The sequence below is a fragment of the Desulfosarcina variabilis str. Montpellier genome (assembly GCF_048565275.1).
In the GTDB taxonomy this organism is placed as follows: domain Bacteria; phylum Desulfobacterota; class Desulfobacteria; order Desulfobacterales; family Desulfosarcinaceae; genus Desulfosarcina; species Desulfosarcina variabilis.
Genome location: NZ_CP159846.1, coordinates 6038793 through 6062201 on the forward strand (window position 1 = coordinate 6038793; position 23409 = coordinate 6062201).

Consider the following 23409-nt stretch of genomic DNA (forward strand, 5'->3'; position numbering starts at 1 on the left):
AAAAACAGGTGGATGCCGGCAGGCAGGCGATGGCGGCACATCATGGACGGGAAATCAATATATATTCAAGCAGTAACTCCGAAAAGGCCGAAAAAAAGGACGACAATCCAGTAACCGCACAAGATGGAGATCAGATGGCGGAGGGGTTGACGGGGCCACATCAAATGGCTGGGAGCATGCATTGTCTCATTTCCATAATGATGTCCAATTATACATGGGAAAGGAATGATCTCACAGGCTGGCGAAGGGGCCACCGTCATCTCGATGGCCGTGTCCTTGAGACGCTGAAGGATCAGTTCTGTGAGGCGGCGGTCTTCCACTTTCTGTGCGGCCCAGAGCAATTCCAGGTATTGATCCCGCATCTCATGATAGTGCTGATCGCTATGATTCACGACGACCTCCTCATCAAAAAGATGATTCGTCAGTTGTTGATGGCTTTGAGCGGCTGCGCTCTGATCGCAAATACATCTGAAAGCTTACCGGCAATATGCTCGATCAGTTCTTCATCCTTGATGGTGATCGCGCGGTTGAGCATCTCCAGGTAGGGCCCCAACTGGTGAAAACGATCCAGAACCGCCTGGTCGACCATAATCCCCTGCTCCGATGGTTTTTGTGACATGGTGCTTTCACCCGATGCAGGATCGAAAATGGATGCCGGAACGTTCAAGACCTTGGATATCTGAATCAGGTCGTCACCTGTTGGTTTTTGTTTACCCAACTCGATGTTTTTGATTTTTGTTCGTCCGGCATCCTCACTGGTATTAAATGCCTTTGCACCAAACTGCCCCTGATTCATTCCCATTCGTTTTCTCAGCAGCTGAATTTTTTCAGGAATTGTCAATTCCACGACATACCCCCCAAGTGTTAATGGATATTTGCATGTTCGTGACAGGCCTGCCACGCTGAATTGTATATTTATATATAATTCTTTAAAAAACAATGGATTTATTGTCACCCATTTGTCCAATCGCGTCAACATGAATTATTATCAGCAGCTGAGCGTTTATCGCAAAGCATTAAGAAACCTTTGTCTAATGGAATAAAAATTTGAATTACTCATTTTTTAGGAAAAAATAGCTTGACATCCCAACCCGAGTCGTCTAAATATGGCGCTTCTTCAGCTGGTCACCAGTTGAAGGAGCCACCTGATCCCCAGTAGCTCAGTCGGCAGAGCAAGTGGCTGTTAACCACTGGGTCCGCGGTTCGAGTCCGTGCTGGGGAGCCAAACAAATCAAGGGCTTACAGAAATAGATCTGTAAGCCCTTTTTTCTTACCTAACTCTATACCTAACAAAACGGCCTGAAATCGCCATTTTGCCTTTGAGGTTTATTTCATCCCAGATATTTCCCGATGAAGAGCAAGCAACCGATCACCGATCCGCTCACTGCCAATATTCTTGGCAATCCTCCGAAGCGTCTCAAAAGACTGCTCCAACAGGTCGTCTAAATCATCGGTCTCGAGAACCTCGTATGTCCGTTCAACGTACGGGCAAAGGGGTGTATCGCATGATCGATCCCTCTGGACCAATTTATCACTGATGTTTTTCCGGGTCTGTGACACCGATAGGTTGCCGCCGCACAGTGGGCATTTCATAATGTAGGGTATCCTTTCATAAAAAACGGGTATCCTTCGGCTTGAGGTTATTACCAAGGGATACCCGAATTGTTAATTTTGGACAAGCTCTGGTGCTGGCGATGGTGTGATCAGGGAATTGTAAGCTCGGCTGTTATCAAACGGGCCGCCTTTTTTTTATCCGGATCGACTTTCTCCCCAAGATTTTCCAGGGCGATTAGTAAATCATCAACAATCAATTCATAGAGACCATCTCTTGCATGACTGATCCCTGTTTCCAACATTGATATCAAACAAAAAAGTTTTTCATCTCCACCGATAACTTCACCGTCTCTGCGAGTGTTCTCCAGTAATGCCTCTATGAGACCAAAAGCGTCGTTGGCTCTTGTGGCTGTTTTGACGGCGCCTTTGATGTATTGGACAACATCTTCCCTGTTTTTTTCCGTGATAGCGGTTGATTCGGTCATGCTGCACCTCCTGAAATAAAAATGCCCGAGATGGTCCCACCGTTCGCATGCGGCCCCGGCTGTCACCAAGCCAGGCATCTCAGGCATAATTTAAATCGGATTATTGTTTGCGAACTTGGGAATAGTTGCTTAGTTGATTTCAACTTTACTACTTTAGTTGCAAATGTCAAGGTAAATGTTGACTTCAACTAATCAACCATGGTTTATTTCTGCTATGCCGAAAAAGACCTATATAAACACAACGATTGATCCTGAATTACTGACAGCCCTCAAAGTTCTTGCCGCCCAGCAGGGGAAGCGACTTAACCAAGTACTTGAAGAAGGGATTAAGCTCGTTCTCGAAAAGTACGAGAAGGCCACAAAATAGGTTGGGTGTCCCAAATACTCTTAGGAAGGGATGGCTATAAATGAAAAAATTTCAGTGGATAGCACTCGTTTTTCTGGCTTTTTTCATCTGTTCTTGTGGCAATCCCCTGTACCATGCAAAGACTGGGGATGTTGAGGCTCTCCAAAAATTATTGGATCAAGGGGTGTCGATCGAGACGAAGAATCAAGCTGGAAATACACCCCTTATCATTGCAGCATATAGTGGAAAAAAAGAGGCCGTCGAATGTCTTTGTAAAAGAGGCGCAGATGTTAATGCTCAAGGCATGAATAAGGCAACAGCTTTGATTTACGCCTCCTATTATAATTTTTATGATGTGGCCGTAATACTGATGAAATATAATGCGGATAAAAATATCAAAGACAAGTACGGAAACACAGCCTACGATTATGCTTCGCAATACGAATACACACGCCTGATTTCTTTGTTAAAAGATGAATAGTGCTGTCTACGATTCATTATTCTGATCGGATGAAAACGCTACTATAAGGCCCCGCAGAAACAGGGCCTTAGCACTATCGATAATCCTTCCAGGATGGAGTACCCTGCTTGCCGACATAACCACTTGATATGTCATTTGATATATGTTTGTAAATATTCACCGCACGAATGGCGTATTTGAGTTTTTTCTTTTCATCAGCTGTCAGGCTTTCTTTGTTTTCATACTTACTGACCAGTTTAAGGGCTGCATCTAAAGCGGTCTTCCCCTCGCCTGTCATTGTATCGTTGATCGGATCATATACCGGCTTGCTACCAGCAAAAGGTTTCAAGGAGAGCTCAAGGTCCTCTTTGTATTTTTTGCGCTGATCCGCGGCTTGCTTTGTTTCGTCTGTAGGTTTTGGTTTCCCAAGGAGTTCCGTTTCCTTCTTATTTTTTGCCGTTCTTGCTTGCGTCCTTGCTGTTTCCGCTTTTATTTTATCCCTTTCCAGTTTGGCTTTTTTCGTCTTATCAATGTTTTCCTGGACGGACATGGCGCGATATCCACCCCCCTTGACCTGCTCCGCTGGAATGGGTTCCGTGTCGGCCAAGCTGCGGATGTAAAATGCTGGCATGATCTCGCCTGTCTTTTTATCGCGCATACCGGCGGGGATTCGGTAAACGATATCGCCGTTATCATTGACCATCGGTTCTCGCTTACTGAAGATGTCGGCATTGCTTTTAATCCTGAGTTGCTCACCTCCCATTTGAAGCTTTGCCAATTCCTCTGGCGGTGTTTGCATGTAGCCGGTGATCATTTCATCATATTTTTCTATTGGGAAATCATCGATCTCCTCGGTGGACTGGTCCCATTTCGTCAGACTGAGTTTGCCTTCTCCGGATGGCTTGACGTTGATGCCGTTGTAGACGACTTCATTATTGAACTGGTGGCCTATCTGTCGTGCCAAATCATCATTGCCAGATCGACGAGCGGCATGGTATTTTTTGTATAATTCACCGGCTTTTTGGTTTGTGGCTTGAAGCTCTGCCAGCTTTGTCTTTCGTCCCACATCAGAGGCAAGATGTTTTTGTATGGTGACGTTGTATTCTTTCAGCTGTTGGTCGAATTTCATGCCAGCGGCCTTGTATTGGACTTCGGGGGAATAACCAGTAATGGGTTCCCCCTTTTGCAGTTTAGCCGCTGCGTCGTAAATGTTCTTTTGAAGCGTTTCTTCCTCCCGGCGTTTTTCCTCTATCTCATACCTGCTATGGATACCGTTCACCGTCTTTGCTATTGCCAAGCCATCATCCAAACTGAATCGCCCATATTTATCAGGCATTTTCTTTATCTCCTATTGTTTTAAGTAAATCGATATGATCCGGCCCTGGGCCTCAAGAATCTTCCTTGCCCCAGGCCTCAGCTATTTTAGTTGCTTCCTTACGCAACGTTTTAGGCAAATATTTCGAGCTTGGCTTCAGTCGATAGGCAACAGCCTGGCGGATGTTAATGATCTTGTGTGGCTTACCCTCCTTCCTTGCCTTGACGTTCCACTCGGTCACCTCTGCCTTGACCTTTTCCATGGTTTCCGCGTCCATGCGGATCATAGCGTTGACGTATCGACTTGCCCATTTTGATTTCTTTTCCTGAAGGGCATCCTGCATCTTTTGGGTGGCTTGATAAGCACCGTAGGATTTTGAGGAAGAGACCGGCTGTAGTCCCACCAAACTTTTCAATACCGCTTCGCTTGCGCTGATCTTTCTCGGGCCTTTGGCGCCATGGTAATTGATGGCCTTGCCGCTCCGGGTATGCTGGCCCAGGGCATAAAGTTCGATCCCTCGCATAGCGTTCCGCACAGCGATCGGCGTAAATGGTGTCTCGGACAAGACCCGGTAATGGGCGCCCGATTTCAGGCTCTCAACTGCGTTGACCGTATCCTCAATCATGGCATAGGGGACGCCGGCCAAGTCTTTCCAGGACCTCGGCACCTCAATCGATAAGGAGCCGGTCAGATCGACGCCGGCCACCCCTGGCAGGCCATAGACCGCCAAATCTCTCAACCATTCGTTTGGTAAGCTTTCCCGAACGATAGTCATTGCATCCTCGTCATCGTCGCCCATCGACCATAATAAAGCCTCAGACAGGGCTTTAAAGAACGGGATGGCCGTCAACCCTCCGACAACAAAAAGATTGCGTAGGCTTCGTGCAAATGCCCTTTTTCCGGACCATCCAGAATTCGTCAGTAGGTGAACCATGGCGCTAACATAATTGTGGGTAAAACTGCGGAATGTGTATGCGGCCCTGGCCACCTTCTGGAAGTCTCCCCCACGGAAAGCAGTGGGCAGGTTGACCTTGCCGTAAATAAAGTGGCTGTCGTAAATTACCTGTTTGGCGAAATCCACGGCCTGGTCGTGTTGCATGCCCTTTTCTTTGAGGGCCAGACGATAGGCTGCCAGACCGGTGGACGCTCGGTTGAATTTCTCGGCCACCCCCATGAAGATCCCGGCCTTATCGACCACCTTCTTAAAGTGCTTGGTCCAGCCGCTCCCCGGCATGTTGCCCTTGAGCTCTTTCAGGAATAAGTCCATGGAAGCCCCAGACTCGACAAGTTCATGCAGGGCTTGCTGCTCGTCCTTTGAAAGCGTTGCATAGTCGATCTTTTTACCGGTCCATGCGGCCTTGCTGGTTAAAGCTTTCCGGACATCAAACATAGCCTTTCCAAGGATTCGTTCGGCCTTCAGTATCCCGCCCTTGGTGTGTATGGAGAGAACCGGGGCAGCCATGACAACATTCTGGGTGAGGTTGACCATCCCCGATTTGACCACAAAGCCAAGATATTTGACGAAGAACAGCCCGCGGAGACTGTCAACGGACTTATCAACCCGGTCCTGGTTGGCCAGCATATCCTTGACGTATTTGGAAAGGTGGCGGTATTCGTTCGGGTGCTGCTTCGGATCCACTTTCATAAGATTGTCATGGTGGGCCATAGCCCGGCTGATCTTGGTCTTGAATCCGGCATAACCGCTCAGGTAGTCGAACAGGATACCAAAAATATCATCGGTCTCATGCCCTGGGGTGCCTTTTCTCCCGATGGCATGGGAAGCCCAACCCCTGGATTGAAAGACTTCGGCTACGGCTTTGGACAAAGCGGCATCCATATCGGCCCTCATGCGTTTCCTTGCAAGCTCGATGGCCTCTTTCTTCGTCTTACCCTGACGGTTGTAGAGACGTTCGGCCTCATATCCAACCCGGGCATTTTCCAACCGCTTGCCGGCTTCGGTCACCAAAAGTTGCATTGCCTCGGCAGGTATTTGAAAAAAGGCCTCATCAGGAAGCTTCTTTACCGGCCCGATCTTGATCTCATAGGCGGAACGGTTTTTCTCGGTAACGTTGCCCTTCTCTATTGCCTCTTTCAACCATGTCCCTGCCCGTGCCTTGGCCTTTTTGTTGATGGGCAATATCCGGTCCTTGGCTGTGTTGTAGTGCTCACGGTAAACGACATCCCCGGTATCCTTGTTGATGATCGACACATGGGCGTTACCGGTCCGGCGGTGTGGGAAATAGTTGTGGGTCTTTTTAATCATCGAGCGATATTCCTCGATGGTGGTCTGATCCAGGTTCTCACCCCGAAGGGTCCGCTCTGCATCGATCCATTTTTCATCCAGCTTTTGACGGATGGTCATAAAGGCATCAATTACCGGTTTGGAAACCCCGTCCTCTTTCAGGAAAGCCCGGACTTCCTCATAGTGATCGGTGTTGATCTCGATCTCCCCACTGTCCTCAATCTCCCGATACCAATCACTTGGAACCGCCTTTTTCGGAAAGCGCTGACCGTCCCATTTCCAAATAAGATCCCGAAGCTCCTGCATTCGCTTTTTATTCTTGGGGATTGATTCCTGGATCCGGCCAAGCTCACCATCATAGTCGTTAAACAACTCTTTGGCCCGGATTTCGGCGGCGTTGATCTCAATGTCAACCGCGGCGTTCATGCTCTCGTATTTCTTGCCCAGCCAATAAGGCAGGCCAAAAGCCCGGTCGTACCACTTCATATCGTCATCGACGAAGCCCTTGCCGAAACGTTCTTTGACGTACCCGAACAAACCCTTTGCTTCGTCATGAATGACCGTATCGGACTTCCCGGCCTCCTTAAGCTTCTCGACCGATTCTTTAGCCTGCTGGTCGTTCTCAAGGTGGTCTTTAAGGAACTGCTTTGCCCATTCGCTGGGGTCTATCGGTTCCTTAATACTGTATCGGGTTTCTGATGATTTGGGCTTGCCGGGTGACGGCCGGCGGTTGAAGGCCTTGCCGCTTTCGATGTTCCTGATCACACCACGGGACGTTTTCTTGACCAGGTTCACCAGACTGTCTATCCAATCCGCTACCCTCTGAAGGGCTTGGCGTACTGGTCCGCTGTGGCGGTTGAATTCTCGTTTCTTTAACTCGGCTTCAACGAACTTTGCCCGGGCCTCCTCGTTGGCCTTTTTACCGGTTTTCTGAAGGATGGTATTGTTTAGGGCTTTCACCTCTTGAGGCTTGATGAGATTGGATGATTCAAGGAAATGATAGCTTTCATGCCTGATCGTCGATCGATCACCCACCCCCTTTACAATGCGGATGGTTTGGCTTTTCGGATCATAGGCGCCAGCTATCTGCCGCTTGCCCCTGGCGGTAATCTCGTTGGTCGAACTGAACTTGAGGCCAATCTCATCGTCATCGATGGACTCAACCCCATGCAAGGTGATGGAATGCCCGGAACCGGTGTTGATGGTAAACGCTCCTTCACCGCTTTGTCTAACCTTCTGTTTGGGGAAGGCCTGTTGAACGTCCTGAATCGTGATAACGGGCGGTGAGGCTTGTGTCCTGCCAGAAGCCGAGATATCACCTACGGGCTTGGTTTGCTTCCCTTTTGATAGCCAATCCTTAAATTGGTCGATCGGCATTTCAGTAATGGCCCCCAGGCCCTGCCACCCCGGTTCATAATTGAAGCGGTAAAGGCCCTTGGCCGATTCCTCGTCAGAAGCGTTCATCACTATTTTGTGTTCATCAAAACGGCCTGTCCCCGGGTCTACCTGGTCAACGATGAAAACCTTATTAGACGGTTCATGCCCAACAAACACATCGATCTGCTCGCCGTCTTTTCCTTCTGATCGTGCGAAATATCCATAATGTCCGATCATTGTCGATTCCCACTTCTTTCCGTCCTCATCCACACCTTTGCGGGTTGACCCTTCTGGATTTTCAATGGAGATATCCAAACCGTTGACTGTGACGTGGCCCTTCTTGTAATTGCCTGCCTTGATTTGGGCCTCTGTCGGTTCCGGAAGGTTGTTCCTCGGGGAGGTGGCTGCTTCATGCGCCTGGGCGTCGATCTCTGCCGCCTGGTCCGACTCGTTTTTCTTGATACCATCAATCATGATCTGGTCAAACGGATCGGCCTTTATCGTTTCACCGTCTTGTAGAATGGCATCCCCTTGGGAATCATATCCTTTGTGAGTTAGGACATCCTCGCCCTTGTCGGTTCGGACAAGAACCTGGTCGCCTTTTTTCAAGTTCCCGACCGGCATTTTATCCATAACGGGCTCGAAGCCTTGGCTCTCGATTGCATCGGCGTCAGCATCGGCAACAAGGTCCGGGTCGGTGCCCTTAACCTGCTCGGCCACCCTGAGCAATTGTTCAAACCGGGCCTCTTGCCGTTCGGTCATCTCCTCCCCGTTTTCCGCCTTTTCAATGATCCTTTCAAATTCCTTGCGGGACCATCCTCCGGTAGGCACTACGCCGGCCTTCTGCATGGCTTTCCTGTCCCGCTTGGATATGGTTTTGAACCAATCGGGATAGGTTGAGCCTGTTGGATGTCCTTTGGCGTTCCGGTTCTTGGCGTCACCGGCTTCCACTGATTCGCGCATTTTCTGAAATGCCGGACGAAGCTCGGGGGGAATCTGGTTTTTGTTCTCGACCAGCTGAAACCCCTGGCCGGCTGGCAAGGCGGGTGTTTGGGGAATTGATACCGATTCCTTGGATGGCGCTGAATGAATGCTTTGAGCAACCTGGTAGGCCTCCGGATTTTCCTGCACAAATTTCCTCGCAGCGGGAACACCCTCTCTGATCATCCGGTTGTTGGCTATTTCCTGCTCGGTGAGCATCACCCGGGCTGATTCCTCAGCTGACTTCCCGGTCTCGCGGGTGAGTCCTTCAACGGCTTCGGCCTTGGCTGTAGCGGCCTTCTCGTTCAGGGCCTTTATTCTGGCTTGGTCCTCACTGGACATGGCCTCCTGGAACACCGTCGCGGACTCGGCAGCGGACTTGATCCCTCGATCAGCCATTTCCTGATTCAGGGTTGTTAAGTTCTGACGCTGCTTTTCCGATAATCTGCCGGTTTGCCGTTCGCTCTTCTGCAGGTTCCTGACGCGTTTCATGACCTGATCATCGGTCATGCTGGTCAACCATTTCGGTTTTTCAGAAGGGGCCGGCTGATCCTGGGTGGCTTGATTACTGGCTTGAACTTCAGCAAGGATGTTATCCAGTTCTTTGGCCATCGGATGGTTATCCCTGACCTGCGCGCGCAATGCCTTCACATGGTCGGTTCCGATCTCTCCCCGGGCAAGGCTCTTCCTGATCTCCTGGGCCGGATCCGGTTGGGCCGGGGCTTGATCGTCCAGCAGCTCTTCAGCTGATTTATTTCGTTCTTCAGCTGGAAGCGTTTCCTCAATGGCTTTATGCGCCTTGCTCCTCGTGGAAGCGGCACCACCACCGACGAGACCGGCAATCGGGAATACGGTGGCCGCCTGTTTGAAGGCGTCTAAAAACTGCTGGGTGACATTGTCCGGCAGTGGTTTACCTTCAATAATGGCCGCCGCAAGCTTCGCACCGACCTCGGCCGGCTCCTCGGCACCTTCGGTAACTCCCTCGATGGCGAAACCGTACCCGAAGCGGCTGACAACGTTTTTACCAAGGGCTTCAAGGAAATTGGCATTACCGATCGAGTTAAGCACGCCGGCAGCGGCCGTCATCATTTCGCCCGCCCGGGCCGCCTGTGCTTCGTCTCCGGTTTCCTCTAAAACCTGCTTATAGGTCTGGCTGCCTTCAAGAGCACCACCGACGAGGCCACCGGTACCGGCGCCTACAACCGTGGCAAGTTGGCCCAGCTTGGCCCACGCCTGCGGTGTCGAGGCAATCAACCGGCCACCGATCTTCAAAGTAGCCTGTTGAGCTCCCACGGCTGGAACGACTGAAGCCGCCAATGACGGCAACATTTCACCCACCCCGGAAGCCCACCACGCTGCGTTGGTAAGTAGCTCGGGGTTATCCCATACGTTCTTTCCGTTAATGCTCTCATGGGGGGCAAAGGGCTCTTGTTTCTTAGCCCAATAGTCGGCGGCTGTTTTCCCAAACGCTGAAATATTGTCACCGATCTGCTGACGTTTCTCGAAGTCGCCCTGAAGAACATTGAGCACCGCCTTCTGGAAGGCTTGATCACGAGGTATTCCCTGTTTCTCATACTGGCCCATCGTCTTAACAACATCGTCTCTTTGACTCTGCAGCATACGGGCAAAGGCCTGATTAGGATTCCGCGCATACTCTTCGGAGCGATTTTCACCTTTGAGGCGCTGCCCCGTGTATTGAATACCAAGCCCAACACTCTCCGGAATCCCCGCAACGCCCCGGACGAGCCCCTTGCCAAATTCATTCGCTACTGAAGGTTCTTGGTTTGATGACTCAGGAGCATCAGCGCTCGTTGACGGTGTGAAGTCTTTCGGGGCAGGTCCAAGGTAAGTATTGAAGTAATTTTCCTTGATACGGTCCTGCTCGGCATAGTCCATGGTGAAAAATTCATCGTCGGCCATATTCAGGTCAAAATAATTGCCCAATACCTGGCGCTTCTCTCTATAAGGCAGGGCATTGAATTCCGCGTCTTTTTTCCACTCGTCGATAGCGGTTGGCACTCTCGATGATCCAGGTTCTTTTGAATCGCTGTTCGTGCCCGTTTTTGTTTTTACGAGTTGCTCGAATCCGTTCAGGGCTGCAATCTTATCTTCCTCTGGAAGTTCCTGAAATTCAGGCTTCGAGACAACATTCTTTTCGAGCCAGCCCAGACGGGCGGCGGCCTTGTCCTCGTTCGAGAGGCTTTGGTAATCAGGATGTGATAACAGGTTGTCTATGTTCATTTTTTTATCCTTTCAGGATTACACAATCATAGCGTTTCGTCTGCGCCTGGTCCTTCTGCGTGAAGGTCCCGGCTTATTTTTTCGAAGGGCAGCCAAGGCAAAGCGGAGGGCATCAACAGCAAAGAATTTCTCTTCTGGCTGGTCCTTAAGGTTATGCCTTCCGAAACTTTTCAACTGCTTGTAGACGATTGAATCTGTTGGAAGATCAAGACGTCCATCTCTGTGGAAATCCTGGATCATGGCCACACCGACCACGAATTCTTTTTCGAAAGGTGCCTGCTCAAGACGCGCTAAACTTATTCCTTTTTCGAATTGGTAATCGTTGTAGGCGGTTGTAAAATCGGTGTATTTGAGCTCATCCATCGCCGCAAACACAGAACCACAGTGAAATCGAGCCGCATCGTCTGCCACTCGTGAAAAGAAGCCATCCAGCGAAACACTCTCGCTTTCAAATTCGCTAAAAAGGCGGACTTTCCCACGGATCACATTACCCTCAAAAGTTCCCAAATACTCCTCTCCTATAATACAAAAATATGATGGAGAGTCAGCACTTGGCCAATGGATGCCGCCGTAAACAGCAGTGTAGTTTTGGCCCTGTTTTCCCACTCCATTTTCATCTATAAGCTGGTGAAAGATGAGACCCTGGCTTGTTTTTGTTGCTCTTGTGACAGTGTCAACCATTGTTGAACCTCCGGTTAAAGATTGGGAAATAGTAGATCGACCTCAGCGAAGGTAAGGCAAAGGGCGTCTGCTCGGTCGGGCGAACGCTTCAGAAGGTCTTTCATTACGTCCTTCTTCATCACCTTGATTTTACCGTTGACGATTTCATAGGTTGGTATTTGAAGCTCCTCGAGCAGCATTTCATCTGGTGGTAACATGGCCCCTGGATCAGTTCTAAGCCACTCACGAACCTGCCACCACAATTGGTCTCGAAGGATATTGAAGTCCCCAATTTCAGTGGATTTGGTCGGCGATGAGGCCACTTTGACAGGATTCGCCGAACACCCTTGCCGTTGCATATGAGGGGCTACGCCGGCACCGATACTCGTAGCGTCAACATTTGCCCACATCACATTACGGCTTTGATATTCAACAACCGCACGATCAGCCGTTACAACGGTATCAACCCCAGACCAGAACACCATCCTTTCGACATATCCACCGTATCGAAAGGATGAAACGTTCATGTCTGATCCAAATTCCGCAACATCCTGGCCCATGATTGCCTGTGTTCCCTTTGGTGGTTGTTCACCGTGTTCGACAACGTATGCGTCCCATCGGGATCGAGCGTTAGCAATCCATTCCCTGGAGATGAGGGCATTGCTACCCTGGGCCGGGTACTCACCCAAAACCATGTATGAGAATGCAGGTTCAAGAATCTTGTACCATCCAGCTTTAAGTGGTGGATATTCATGGCCGGCCTGGCTGCTTGCAACGGCTGCTTCAAGAAATGCCGGCAGTTCGAAGCATTCGCTATCCTGCCGTTCGCCTTCAGCTAAGGGCCGGCACCATTCGTTTATCCTCCTGACGGTTACATCCCTGGTAACGGCGCCGGGAATCCGGTCCTCACCGTCAACCACATTGGGATGGTTAAAAGCGCTGAGGCTGACGACGTTTGCCCTTCCGTCCCGTTCCATACGGTATGCCTCGCCGGCCTCTGCGCGTGGGTTAAACATGACGAGAAGGCGGCCATGGCCACCAGACAGGCAAGATTCTATGGCTGAATAAATTTCGTCGCCTATGGCGTCTCCTTCATCAAGTATGAACAGAAGGTGTGGGGCATGTTTGCCGCTGAATTTGGCCTGACGCTGTGCAACGGTTCCCGACATAGGAATGGTTACCCCAGTGGTAAAGCTCTTTGCTGATCGTTCGAGATGGAGATATTTGACGGTATCGGGTTTAAAAAGGGCCGGGTGTTTTTCCACCAACCCGCCGATCTCCCCCCAGAGAAGCTTTTTCAGGTTCGATTCGGGAGGGGCCGCCGCGGTATACACTTGAGAATCAGGGAAGGCCTTGTAGAACCAGGTGGCAACGCGAGCGGCACCATGCGTTTTTCCGGTAGCATTTGCACTTTTTGCAATGGTGACCGGATTGTCCCGAACTGATTCCATCATTCGCTTTACATCGTCGGTGTAATCCTCTTTTAAAACAGTTTCACCAAAGCCAACCGGATCCTCTTTGTAATCGCTGAAATCATTCGATAAGCCGAATCGTCGATCAAGAGAATCGAACAGCTGATCGAATAGCACGTCTTTGGTTGAGTTTATGAATGATCTGCTTTCTAACATCCGGCGAAACCTCTCCGATTGCGGATAGAACTTCCTCTTGAAATTCCTGGGCAGCCTTAAGATCATAAAGCGCCTGGAAAATCTCCAACTGCAGCTTCAGTTGCCCACGGATCTCGGCCATGGCCTTCAATGCCAGTTCACGAGGGTCCTTGAATCTAAACTCCGTGACGTCAATTTCTTCATCACCGATTCTGACCGTGCGCGTGGTCCGCTGAGATTCCAGTATCTGCAGGGCCTCATCATCACCACGGCCCCAGGCCATACAAAGGTCAAGGAGTTCGTTCGCATTCTGATTTATCTTTTGCAGCTGGTGAACAGCATCAAGCTTTTGATCAACGACTTGCTCCACCTTTTTGGCAACAACCGCCTTGGTAGTCTTCCCCCGCAGCTCCTGAAGCCTTTTGCTCACTGCCTGCCGGCTCACACCAAGCTCACGGGCAGCGGCTGATTGACTCATTCCATCCTTGTCAATCAGCCGTAACAACTTACGATCATTTATTTTTGCGTCGGCCATTGTTGACACTCAGTTGACATTGGTTGACATTTAACGATGGATATACCGGCTATCCTGTTTATGAAGGACCTCCTTCATCTCAACGATGAACCCTTCATAATCCCGGCGGATTGGGCCGTGATCGGCTATCTGAAAAGACAGGCCTCGAAGCCTGTTTAGGTCTTTCTCTCTGAACTTGTCTCGAAGCTTGGCTTTAGTCGCTTCGTAGGCATTGAGCGCCTCAAGTTTGTCGATTGATGATTGTACCTTCCGCGTCCGGTCTTGAGCCTCCCGGAACATTTCTTCAAGTTTCCGGATGGTCTGTGGGCCGAATTCGATGAGCGTCTCAAAATTGGCAATCTGGCTTTTCAGGGATTCAATCTTGGCCTCGATGTCCGGCGATTTGCCGCCGGCAAGGACCAGGGCCGCATAAAATTCTGGAAGCTTGATCTTGACTCTTTCCAACCGTGGCTTTGCGCTGCGGACTTCTTGGGAAAATGATTCGAGGTATCGAGCGATGTCGCCGGCCAATTTCTGCGCTTCACATAGCTCAACATCTGCCCCGGCTGCTTTTTCTCGGATTTCTTTGCAAAGGCCTGTGTAGGTTTGGTTCATTTCTTACTCCCTTTCTGTTTGAATCGGTGCCAGTGTTCGGCCGGCACCAGAATAAATGCTGGTCCATCACCATGCTGTTTGATTGCCCTCTCCAGCGCCTCTATTGGGTCGCCTTCATAGGGGATGTGGATCCGGTCGGTTGACATGGAGCTCATCCCTTAAAATGGGATATCGTCGCCATCGTCACCTGGCGGGACGTAATACTCTGACAAATCCTCCCCCTCCGGTGCCCGATAGCTGCCCTTTGGGGCCTGTTTAGCCGCGGCTTCCTTCTTGGCCACCGGCCGGTCAATGTGGCCCTGGGTCTGCAAATCGGCAATGGCCAGTTTGCGGACATGCTCGGTTTCGGGTGGGGTCAAAAACATCTGGTCAAAGTATTTTCGTCCGCCATCCTGATCGGCTTCTTTCTGCGGTAAGGCAATCCATAGGCCATTGTTTGAGCTCATCAGCCGGCAACCCTTGATGGTCAATCCGTGATACCTCAAATCGAAGAAACCAAGCATGGCGCCACGTTCGAAGGATTTAAAGTTGAGTGCTGAAACGGTCATAATCTTCCTTTCTCGGCCAGAACGAAATCAGGCCACAACATTGAATCAACGGGCATCCTCGATCGATACATAGGGTGCCGTCCTCGATAAGCTCCCTGAAAAACTTTGGGGCAAAACAACAGGCCCGGGTAACGCCCGGTGTGAGTCTTTCGGTCTGGATTGGGCATGATGTTGGTAGTGGTGTTTTCACCGTATTCCTCTCATTGTTTGGGACAGCCCCCGGGAGGCGGCCGGGGGCTGTTCCGATTCTGCCGGTTGAGGCGGTACCGGCAAACCTAAAGGTTTTCGAAACTGCTACGCCATCCGAGCCAGCGCAGTTTAACAGGGCCGGTCCTACCGTTTCGGTGCTTCGCAAAATTGATTTCAGCAATCCCTTGTTCCATGGTTTCCTTGTTGTAGTATTCGTCGCGATAGATAAAAATCACAATGTCGGCATCCTGCTCGATAGCCCCTGACTCCCTCAAATCCGATAAGCGTGGTCTTTTATCGTCCCGCCCCTCTGCCCCTCTGTTGAGTTGAGAAAGCAGAACCACTGGTACGTTTAGCTCCTTTGCAAGCCCTTTTAACGCTCCAGTGATATCCCCGACCTCGAGATCTTTTCGTTGATTGCCATCACCGCGGATAAGCTGTAGGTAGTCGATGATTATGAGCTCGATTCCATGCTCACGAGCGGCCCGCCGGCTGCGCCTAATAATTTCCATGTAATGTTGCCGGGGGGTGTCATCGATGTAGATCGGGAGACGTTGAAGCTCGTTCTGTGCGTCGAGGATGCGTTGCCATTCGGCCGTCTGTATTCCTCCTAATCTGAACTTCTGGCTGTCGATTTTGGCCGTTTTTGCGGTCTGCCTGGAATAAAGTTGCTCGCAACTCATTTCAAGGGACAGGATAAATACAGGATGACCATTCCGGGCAGCCCCTTCAGCTATGTTCGAACAAAGTGCTGTTTTCCCCATTCCAGGCCTGGCGGCTATGATTATTAGGTCGGGGTGTTGAAACCCTCCAGTAATGCGGTCTATCGGACTCAACCCCGATGGTATCCCGGTCAATCCAGTGTTATCGCCCAGGGCTTCCCATTTATCCGGCATCGATTCGGCCAAATCTCGATAGCTGGTGAAACACTCACCGCCGGAAATGATATCCACATTGGAAAAAGCCCTCTGGACCTCGTTAATGAGACTTTCAAAGTCGGGGTTATCGTATGCCTTGGTAACTATTTCTTGCCCCTTGGCGATCACCTGACGCCTTGTGGAGGCCTGTTTGATCAGATTGGCATAGTGAGAGATGCTCGTTGCTATAGGAATCACATCGGTCAACATGGCTATGTAAGATGCACCACCGGCCGTTTCCAGGTTTCCAGCCTCCCGAAGTTTCTGAACCACTGAATTGCTTTCAACCGGTTGCCCCTTGGCTTGAAGTTCAGAAACAGCTTGGAAAATAACCTGATGTGCTTTTTTATAGAAATCCTCTGGTTTGAGGCATTCGCAGCATTCATCCTCGGAACCAAGGAGACAAGAGGAAAGGATGGATTCTTCGGCTTCGATAGCCTGTGGGAATTGTCTATTCTTCATGGAACTGGTTCGCAAAGTCGAACTCCTCCGGACAACTGTTTGATTCAGGATTTATGGTGGGTTTTGCATTCGCCATCCAGCTGTTCACAAAACGCTTTGCTCCCCGGCGGGTTTTTCGTTTTGATTCGTTGGAATAACACCAAGTGGCGATCTTTCTTAATTCGCATTCGACGTCGATAAGGGGGTAGGTACTTTTTAGGATCAGGAGGAACTCATCATTGATGTGATAGGTTGATCCGTCCTTCAACAAAAATGCTTTTGCATTATGATCTGTTCTATTGACTGTTATATAACTACTAGACTGAACCTCTTTCAGTGCCTTTATGTCGTTAGGTTCAGTGCCTTCTGCATGAGGTTCAGTGCCTTTATCATTTGGTACTGAACCTCTTTCAGTGCCTTGCTGCTGAACCTCTTTCAGTACCTTTTTAGGAATTAAGGCAGTATATGAATTCTGTGCCCAGGCCTGACCAAAACCTGTTCTTGTGTGCGTGTTGATCCACCCATCAGTAGAAGCGGTTCTAAGGTGCGTACAAACGCTTCTCTCTGAAAGCCCAGTTTCCTCTGCAAGCGTTCTGGTTGAAGGAAAGCAAGATCCACCGTCCTTGTCCATGTGTATACACAATGTCAAAAGGACATGCCTCGTGGTCGGTTTTTTCGGACCAAATTTTGATGCAATTATCTTTTGCCATTCGAATTTAAATGACGCCATGCGTCCGCCTCGCCGCTCATTAATATTGCTTCACGCCCGCCCATCGATTGGTCTGATTCATTCTGATCATAATCGCTGTCCCTATGCCGCCTCAGGGTCGATACGGCATCGGTCCCGGTACGCATTAAGATCCTCGAAAAGATAACCGATACGTCCACGCGGACCTGGTGAAAGCTTCAAGTATGCCGGCCCCTTTGATAGATGGCGCCAATTTCTGAGGGTTTGAACTGCCACACCCAAGAATTCAGCGGCTTGAACCTCATTTAACGGGGGATGGATGACGTGGGGATTTTGTTTAGTTTTTTTTCCGACATGAGAAATCTGTTCTTCTGGCATGTTATACTCCCGCAGTTGTAGGGGGTTAAAGAATGATTCGAACAACTATGGGTAATATACGGTATTGATTTATTAATTGAAGTGGGGGTGATGCCGCATTAGGTGGGGTGATGCGGCATATAGGGGGGTAAAAAAAATGATTTTTTTTGGGATTTTTTACTTTTTCGCGTTGGAGATGCCTTTCACCCTGCCAAATTCATAGGCAATTTCTTTTATTTTCTTAAGGAGGGCCGGTCTCTTTTCTTTGAGGTCCTTAAATTCAGGTTTGCAAAGCAGGTGATCGGTCATTTGGTGGTGCAAGCGCTCATCGCCATTTTTCCAAAGCAGCTTTGCTTCAGCCGCCGCTTTGCTCTTCAACTCTTTGTAGGGCAACCATCGTTTTTTTGCCAACATTGTGTTGTGATCAATGCCATTTTTGCTTGTAGCTTCATTTTTTCGCAATGGCTCTGACTCTTCATTGGTCGGCTCCCGCTCAAAAAGTGCTACTAAGCTTTCCTGATGAACAATATCATATTCACCAACACCGTCATTGGGTTCTATATTAAACCACATCCACTCAGATCTATAATCCTCAGGGGGTTCTTTGTCGCAGTAAAACCGTTGAAGACAATCTTCAAGATGCATGCATCCAGGGTCATACCAATTGTAGAATTCAATCATTTTTTGAACAATACCGTTGGCTTTATCCTCGCTTAGAATTTTCCCATCACAAGATTTTTTGCGTGTGTCCGATATGACTTGGCCACTCAGTTCTTTTTGTATTTCACCCGTTCTCTCCAATGTTTTTTTCTTTTGATCATCGATATTATCAAATTTTTCAAAATCTTCTTGTGTAAAATATGGGCAGAAAATCACATGATAAGCCGCTAATGGTGGTACGGAAACAACTAACACATACCGCGGAACACCCTCCAATGAGAGCCCTCTGAACAAGCAAATCTTTTGAATCTCTTGATATTTTTTGGCCCATCCAGATGCTTGAATTTTTAATTCTGAAAAGTTTAGGTCTTTGAAATATTCTTGAAAGTTGCTGGTCATCACCTAACTCCGCAGGATAGGTCCGCGATGAGAAATGGGGCAAAGCCGCGCGGAAACGGCTTTTCGGGAGCTACCCTATGCCCCACAAAAATAATTCACAGAAACACTTTGTATCCCGCATTCAAGGCTTTCCCCAGTTTCTTGGCACGGGTCACCCCGATCGGCATTTTTCCCCGTTCCATCATGGATATGTGAGATTGAGGAATATCGGCTTTTTCTGAAAGCTTTTTTTGGGTGAGGCCTTCACGCCGGCGCATGGCCCTCAATACGACAGCCGGGCCTTCCTCATCGGCGATTTCTGGAAAGGCTTCACGCCATGGAATTGAATCGGAAGTATCCACGTACCCCAGGCGGGTAAGCGTTTCTATAGCTTCCTGCTTCTTCGACTCCGGACCTCGAAAAGTGAGAACCACAACCTTATCAGTACGGCGCTTTTTCGTGCGTCCCAGCATATGTCACCTCGACAAGCTGTATTGTCCGGTTGCGCACTTCCCATACGGCCACATAGGTGGGCCTCCCCTTTTTAATGTGGCAGTGGTGGCGCCCAGGACTCAGCTTGCTGTAATTCGGCCAATCACCTCGGACCGGCCCGTATATTTCAATTTGACGGATCAGGGCATACAGGTTTTCCCGTACGACCTTCGGCAATGCCTTGGTTTGCTTTGCCGCCTTCTTGCTTAATACGACTTGCCACGGATTCATAATATACCATTTTTAGTATAAGTCAATTCTGGATTCAATCCCGATCATTAATGCCGGCCACTTTCTTGTCTTTGTCCGTCGTAATTTCAGCCACAATATCACCAGCCACTTGTGAGGCCGACTTCAACGCATCATCGCGCAGGTGGGCATATCGTTGTGTCATCAGCGGAGATTTGTGTGTCATGAGTTTTTGAAGCGTGTAAAGGTCAACCTTGCCAGAAGAAGCCAACATGGAACCATACACGTGGCGAAGCCCGTGTAATGGTCTAAAACCCTCTGGGAACTCTGCGGCCTTTGCAATACGAGTAAAGCTATCCCTGCAGTCGGTCAGATGCTCGCCAGGGAACCGACCAGGGAAGACATAAGGATTCTCATCCTCATCGACATCGATGCTTTCAAAAACTGCCCTTGCAGCCTCATTCAATGGAATTGTGGCATCTTGGCCTCCCTTCGGATCCTGCAAGGTGATAAAACCCCTTCTGAAATCGATATCATCCCATTTCAGCTTGAATATTTCGCCGCGTCTCATGCCTGTAAATAACGCCAGGCGCATGACATTGGCTGCTGTCTGGTCCTTATCGGCATCCAGAACCTCTATTAATTTTTTGAGCTGTTCCGGTGAAAGATCTTCGGTTGTCTGGTTGTTCAACCGCGGTATCTCGATCTTGAAATTGATCGGCGATATCAAGCCACGTTTCACACCATAATTGATTGTACGCCGTAACAATTCCAGCACCCGGGCAGCCATGGTCTTTTTGCCTTTTTTCTGCCATTTTAACCGGAGTCTATCCACATCCAGGGGCACCAACTCAGATGGTTCTTTTTTGCCGACCTTGCGCCTGATGGCCTTTTCATATTTGATTTTCTCATTGTTCAGGGATTTGTTATCAGCATGGTTTTCACAGTATGAATCCCACAGCTTATCGATTGTCCACCGAACGTTCTCGGCTTCCTTGGCTGCTTTCTCCTGCTCCCGTTTTTCCTTGTTCGTCGGCTCTTTCCCTTCAATCCGCCGGCCCCTCATTGCTGCAGCCCTGGATGGCGTCATGTCATCCACGAATTGACGGCCAGCTTTTTCGAATATCAACTTACCATCGCGACGATAGGTGATGTAATAAATCTTTTCAGCTTTATTGGAGCCCACCGCCTGTCCATTGATATATGTCACGCCTGGATATTTTGTTTTGTGGTACTCTTGATGCTTCGGCATTAGCCCCTCCCTTGCCATTTTTTACCTAACTCTATACCTAACAGATAAATTGAATATACAGGTACGTCCGGGTAAGTCAATAGAAAAAGAAACCTTCATGGACACCCTATTTTATTGGGATTTAAGTATAGGAAAGGTTTTGCGAGTAAATGGGAGGAAAACAAATTTTAGTGGCTGTTAACCACTGGGTCTGCGGTTCGAGTCCGTGCTGGGGAGCCAAACAAAACAAGGGGTTACAGATTTCGATCTGTAGCCCCTTTTTTATACCCACCATTATACCCACCACCCAAAATGGCAACCCAGGTGAATCCAGGTAAAAAAGCATAGAGAAACGCAGTTAGCAGCGTGGGGAATAGTGTGGGGAGTGATCCGTTATCCACTCTATCACCAGCTCCACCACAAACCCAATTTCATCATCTGTAAGCGCCCTCCCCTTTTCAATCCGATGCCATTTCCACAGACATCCCCGGCAACACAACAGGTGGCGGTTGCATGCTGGACAATAAAAACGGGATGCCTTTCATCGGCGTCTGCTTGCCATCATTCGAAGGAAATGGCGGCGCCAGTGCCATGTTGCCAAGCTGCCAATGCGATAATATGCTGTGGATGATATTTAAGGCGTTGGAGCGGATGGTATCGAGGCCCTTGGTCTGGATGTATTGGCAATCTTTGTCCGTTAGTTTGAATCGGGATCGGGATCGGAATTTGGATTTTTGGAGGGCGGTGAGAGCTTTGGCGATGGGGATTTGGTCGGTCATGCGTTTGGCCATTATCATAACCACATCCGGTCAACCAGCCATTATGAACCTGACAATTCCCTGATAGATGGAGAAACAAATGCTTAGATTTTTTGTTATTGGGATAGATGGCAGAAACGGCAGGTCAGATTGTTTGGTGGTTAGTTGGAGGTATGACAAAAAACAAGCAGGACCATAAAAAACGACCCTGCTTCTACGCTTCTACGTTATGGTCTCGATTAATTGATTAAAAGGGCCTTACCTTACTAAAGAATTTATGAAACAGCCTCCACCGCCCCCATCACCGCCCCCATCACTGCCCCCATCACCGCCACCACTGGTTGAACCGCTTTCTAAATTGCTACTACTGATAAGAACACATTCTTGGGAATCATCGGAGATCATTTTTACTATACCAATATCCTTTGCGAGATAACGCACTTCAGTCACGGTTTGAGATGAATCAATATCTGTCTTTTCATTTGTAAGTTCATAAACCTCAAAAGTACCTGCTGGCACTGTAATAGATTTCGGTCCCCTCAATGTTAAACGATAAATTCTATTACTTTCAATAGGTGATTCTGAAGGATCTAAAACATTATAAGTTTGTCTAATAAATTGAACAGGATAAGTCCGATCTATTGTAACATATTCAGGTAAAAGTCTTAGCGGACCATCTGGGTCATTCGTGTCAACACTCTTGTGAAATTCGTTATCATCATCAAGTTTTCCGTACCAGACGAGCCAACCTTCAATGTCATAATTAAAATATTGTGAATCCTGATATTCGCCGTTGGCATAGACTGATTCATTATAAACCTCTTCAGCGATAAACGGCGGATATGACTCTTTTGTCCTTACAAGCTCCGCATCCATCGTGTCACAACTAAAATTACTGTTGAACGGAACTTCGAGCGGATAATAATCCCTGAACCGGATTTTTTCCAGAGTTGTATTTCTTAAGACCACGTTGTCAATGCCAGTTTCTTCTGAAGCATCATTCGTGGTTCTCAAATAAATCGTCAGCTCGGTTACACTATCAATTAGATCGTTCCACGAACCTGAAACTATATTCCAGCTTGCTTCATCGAGTGGTATCGTAATTGTTTCCCAATCAGCTGGCCCACTTGCGGCGGGTAGGTTGTAGTCAGCCTCACCTCCCGGTCCTACTATTTTAACAATTGGTGATCGTTCAACAGCATTAGCTACATTCATTGCGATGACCTTGTAATCAAAACTTAGTTCGCTGAAGCATGCCCAATTCCTTAAATATTCAGCAGGCGCATATATTCTTCCACCAGTTCCAGGTCCCGTATCTTTGAACTTTAGATATCCTTCACTTGACTCCCATGTTACACCTGAAGAATATGTCCAACCCTGAAAACCGTCACCAAAATCAGATTCTATGGTTTCACATTCTTCTCCATTTATACGTACTAAATCACCTTCATTTGGAGTACGGACACCCACCAATCCGACATTGGCTTTGTAAAAATGATACCAGTCTTCACCGCTATCTATTCTATGCCTTTTAATAACGACACAAGATTCATAGTCATGAAATGTGTCATTAATTGACGTCACAACCAAATTTTGTTCTCTTTTATCAACATAGTCCCAAGAAGGGTCTCCAACTGAAGGATTTGATGTGATAATAAAGTTTGGAATTTGATCATTTGACGTTATTTCGTAATTATCTCCCTCATTTGTTGTTATTTTAAACAAATGAACATTTCCCGCTGTATCTTGTGCTATCCAGTTCGTTTCTATATAATCTCCATTATTCTCATCTTGTTGCACAATTCGACATAATACCCCATAAATCCTTTCTGTATTTCCGCCATTTAATATCACGTAGTTATTATTAGAATCTTCATATTCCCATTCTGTTCCTTCAGAAATAGGCATTAGTCTATTAGTTATTTCAGCGCTTGTGCTATCAAATGTATATCCATTTATAGTGATGGCAGAACAATAATTAGCCATACCGAATAAAAAAATAAGAAAAAAAATTATTTTTTTAATCATAGCAAAGAAACCTCCTTTTTTAAGATAAAGTTTTAGAATATTAATTCGGTGTTATATAAATAATAATTGAATATCAGTTTTTGCATCACCCACCCCGCCTCCGTAAGCTACTACGAGTATCATAATGAGTGCAAAT

Annotated in this window: 22 protein-coding genes and 1 tRNA gene; 3 read left to right on the forward strand and 20 right to left on the reverse strand. The window is 48.4% G+C overall.

What is annotated here, in order from left to right; genetic code table 11:
• Nucleotides 1–65: 65 nt before the first annotated feature.
• Entirely contained in the window at nt 66–392 is a 327-nt protein-coding gene (locus Dvar_RS27165; RefSeq protein ID WP_419656268.1) for a hypothetical protein, read from the reverse strand.
• 29 nt (nt 393–421) lie between these two features.
• Nucleotides 422–847 (reverse strand): helix-turn-helix transcriptional regulator, encoded by a 426-nt coding sequence (locus Dvar_RS27170; protein WP_419656269.1) that lies wholly within the window; start codon nt 845–847, stop codon nt 422–424.
• A 302-nt stretch (nt 848–1149) separates the two neighbouring features.
• Between Dvar_RS27170 and Dvar_RS27175 the strand changes: the two genes are divergently transcribed.
• Nucleotides 1150–1225 (forward strand) — tRNA-Asn (locus Dvar_RS27175).
• A gap of 101 nt (nt 1226–1326) precedes the next feature.
• Here Dvar_RS27175 and Dvar_RS27180 read toward each other — a convergent pair.
• Both Dvar_RS27180 and Dvar_RS27185 read right to left on the reverse strand, forming a co-directional pair.
• The gene (locus Dvar_RS27180) at nt 1327–1593 is read right to left on the reverse strand and encodes a hypothetical protein (protein ID WP_419656271.1); all 267 of its coding nucleotides are present in this window, start codon (nt 1591–1593) and stop codon (nt 1327–1329) included.
• Nucleotides 1594–1703: 110 nt separating this feature from the next.
• Nucleotides 1704–2039 carry a hypothetical protein gene (locus Dvar_RS27185; protein WP_419656272.1) on the reverse strand — a complete coding sequence of 112 codons (336 nt, stop codon included), beginning with the start codon at nt 2037–2039 and terminating at the stop codon, nt 1704–1706.
• 175 nt (nt 2040–2214) lie between these two features.
• Between Dvar_RS27185 and Dvar_RS27190 the strand changes: the two genes are divergently transcribed.
• Both Dvar_RS27190 and Dvar_RS27195 read left to right on the forward strand, forming a co-directional pair.
• On the forward strand, nt 2215–2406 hold the full coding sequence (locus tag Dvar_RS27190; protein WP_419656273.1) for a ribbon-helix-helix domain-containing protein: 192 nt from the start codon (nt 2215–2217) through the stop codon (nt 2404–2406).
• 40 nt (nt 2407–2446) lie between these two features.
• The gene (locus Dvar_RS27195) at nt 2447–2866 is read left to right on the forward strand and encodes an ankyrin repeat domain-containing protein (RefSeq protein WP_419656274.1); all 420 of its coding nucleotides are present in this window, start codon (nt 2447–2449) and stop codon (nt 2864–2866) included.
• A gap of 73 nt (nt 2867–2939) precedes the next feature.
• Here Dvar_RS27195 and Dvar_RS27200 read toward each other — a convergent pair whose 3' ends face one another.
• From Dvar_RS27200 to Dvar_RS27275, 16 genes are all read right to left on the reverse strand, one after another.
• Nucleotides 2940–4181: a hypothetical protein gene (locus tag Dvar_RS27200; RefSeq protein ID WP_419656276.1), complete on the reverse strand. Its 1242-nt coding sequence runs from the start codon at nt 4179–4181 to the stop codon at nt 2940–2942.
• Nucleotides 4182–4233: 52 nt separating this feature from the next.
• On the reverse strand, nt 4234–11001 hold the full coding sequence (locus Dvar_RS27205) for a PLxRFG domain-containing protein (protein ID WP_419656278.1): 6768 nt from the start codon (nt 10999–11001) through the stop codon (nt 4234–4236).
• A gap of 18 nt (nt 11002–11019) precedes the next feature.
• Nucleotides 11020–11682: a hypothetical protein gene (locus Dvar_RS27210; protein WP_419656280.1), complete on the reverse strand. Its 663-nt coding sequence runs from the start codon at nt 11680–11682 to the stop codon at nt 11020–11022.
• Between the two features lie 14 nt (nt 11683–11696).
• On the reverse strand, nt 11697–13289 hold the full coding sequence (locus Dvar_RS27215) for a hypothetical protein (protein WP_419656282.1): 1593 nt from the start codon (nt 13287–13289) through the stop codon (nt 11697–11699).
• Nucleotides 13219–13803 carry a winged helix-turn-helix transcriptional regulator gene (locus Dvar_RS27220; protein ID WP_419656284.1) on the reverse strand — a complete coding sequence of 195 codons (585 nt, stop codon included), beginning with the start codon at nt 13801–13803 and terminating at the stop codon, nt 13219–13221. Before Dvar_RS27220 ends, Dvar_RS27215 begins: the two co-directional genes overlap by 71 nt.
• Nucleotides 13804–13833: 30 nt before the next feature.
• On the reverse strand, nt 13834–14397 hold the full coding sequence (locus Dvar_RS27225) for a hypothetical protein (protein ID WP_419656285.1): 564 nt from the start codon (nt 14395–14397) through the stop codon (nt 13834–13836).
• A complete protein-coding gene (locus Dvar_RS27230; RefSeq protein WP_419656286.1) occupies nt 14394–14543 on the reverse strand; it encodes a hypothetical protein in 150 nt (49 codons plus the stop codon). Before Dvar_RS27230 ends, Dvar_RS27225 begins: the two co-directional genes overlap by 4 nt.
• Before the next feature lie 12 nt (nt 14544–14555).
• The gene (locus tag Dvar_RS27235) at nt 14556–14945 is read right to left on the reverse strand and encodes a hypothetical protein (RefSeq protein ID WP_419656287.1); all 390 of its coding nucleotides are present in this window, start codon (nt 14943–14945) and stop codon (nt 14556–14558) included.
• Between the two features lie 275 nt (nt 14946–15220).
• Nucleotides 15221–16513 carry a replicative DNA helicase gene (gene dnaB, locus Dvar_RS27240; protein WP_419656288.1) on the reverse strand — a complete coding sequence of 431 codons (1293 nt, stop codon included), beginning with the start codon at nt 16511–16513 and terminating at the stop codon, nt 15221–15223.
• Nucleotides 16503–17222, reverse strand: coding sequence for a helix-turn-helix domain-containing protein (locus tag Dvar_RS27245; RefSeq protein ID WP_419656289.1), 720 nt, complete (start codon nt 17220–17222; stop codon nt 16503–16505). The genes dnaB and Dvar_RS27245 overlap by 11 nt, the downstream gene beginning before the upstream one ends.
• A gap of 492 nt (nt 17223–17714) precedes the next feature.
• Nucleotides 17715–18596, reverse strand: coding sequence for a hypothetical protein (locus tag Dvar_RS27250; protein WP_419656290.1), 882 nt, complete (start codon nt 18594–18596; stop codon nt 17715–17717).
• A 95-nt stretch (nt 18597–18691) separates the two neighbouring features.
• Complete coding sequence (locus Dvar_RS27255) at nt 18692–19048, reverse strand: helix-turn-helix domain-containing protein (RefSeq protein WP_419656291.1); 357 nt, start codon at nt 19046–19048, stop codon at nt 18692–18694.
• 284 nt (nt 19049–19332) lie between these two features.
• The gene (locus Dvar_RS27260; RefSeq protein ID WP_419656292.1) at nt 19333–20508 is read right to left on the reverse strand and encodes a tyrosine-type recombinase/integrase; all 1176 of its coding nucleotides are present in this window, start codon (nt 20506–20508) and stop codon (nt 19333–19335) included.
• Nucleotides 20509–20845: 337 nt separating this feature from the next.
• Nucleotides 20846–20986 carry a DUF4186 family protein gene (locus tag Dvar_RS27265; protein WP_419656293.1) on the reverse strand — a complete coding sequence of 47 codons (141 nt, stop codon included), beginning with the start codon at nt 20984–20986 and terminating at the stop codon, nt 20846–20848.
• Nucleotides 20946–21284, reverse strand: coding sequence for a DUF4186 family protein (locus tag Dvar_RS27270; protein WP_419656294.1), 339 nt, complete (start codon nt 21282–21284; stop codon nt 20946–20948). The genes Dvar_RS27265 and Dvar_RS27270 overlap by 41 nt, the downstream gene beginning before the upstream one ends.
• 219 nt (nt 21285–21503) lie before the next feature.
• Entirely contained in the window at nt 21504–23273 is a 1770-nt protein-coding gene (locus Dvar_RS27275; RefSeq protein ID WP_419656295.1) for a hypothetical protein, read from the reverse strand.
• Nucleotides 23274–23409 lie beyond the last annotated feature (136 nt).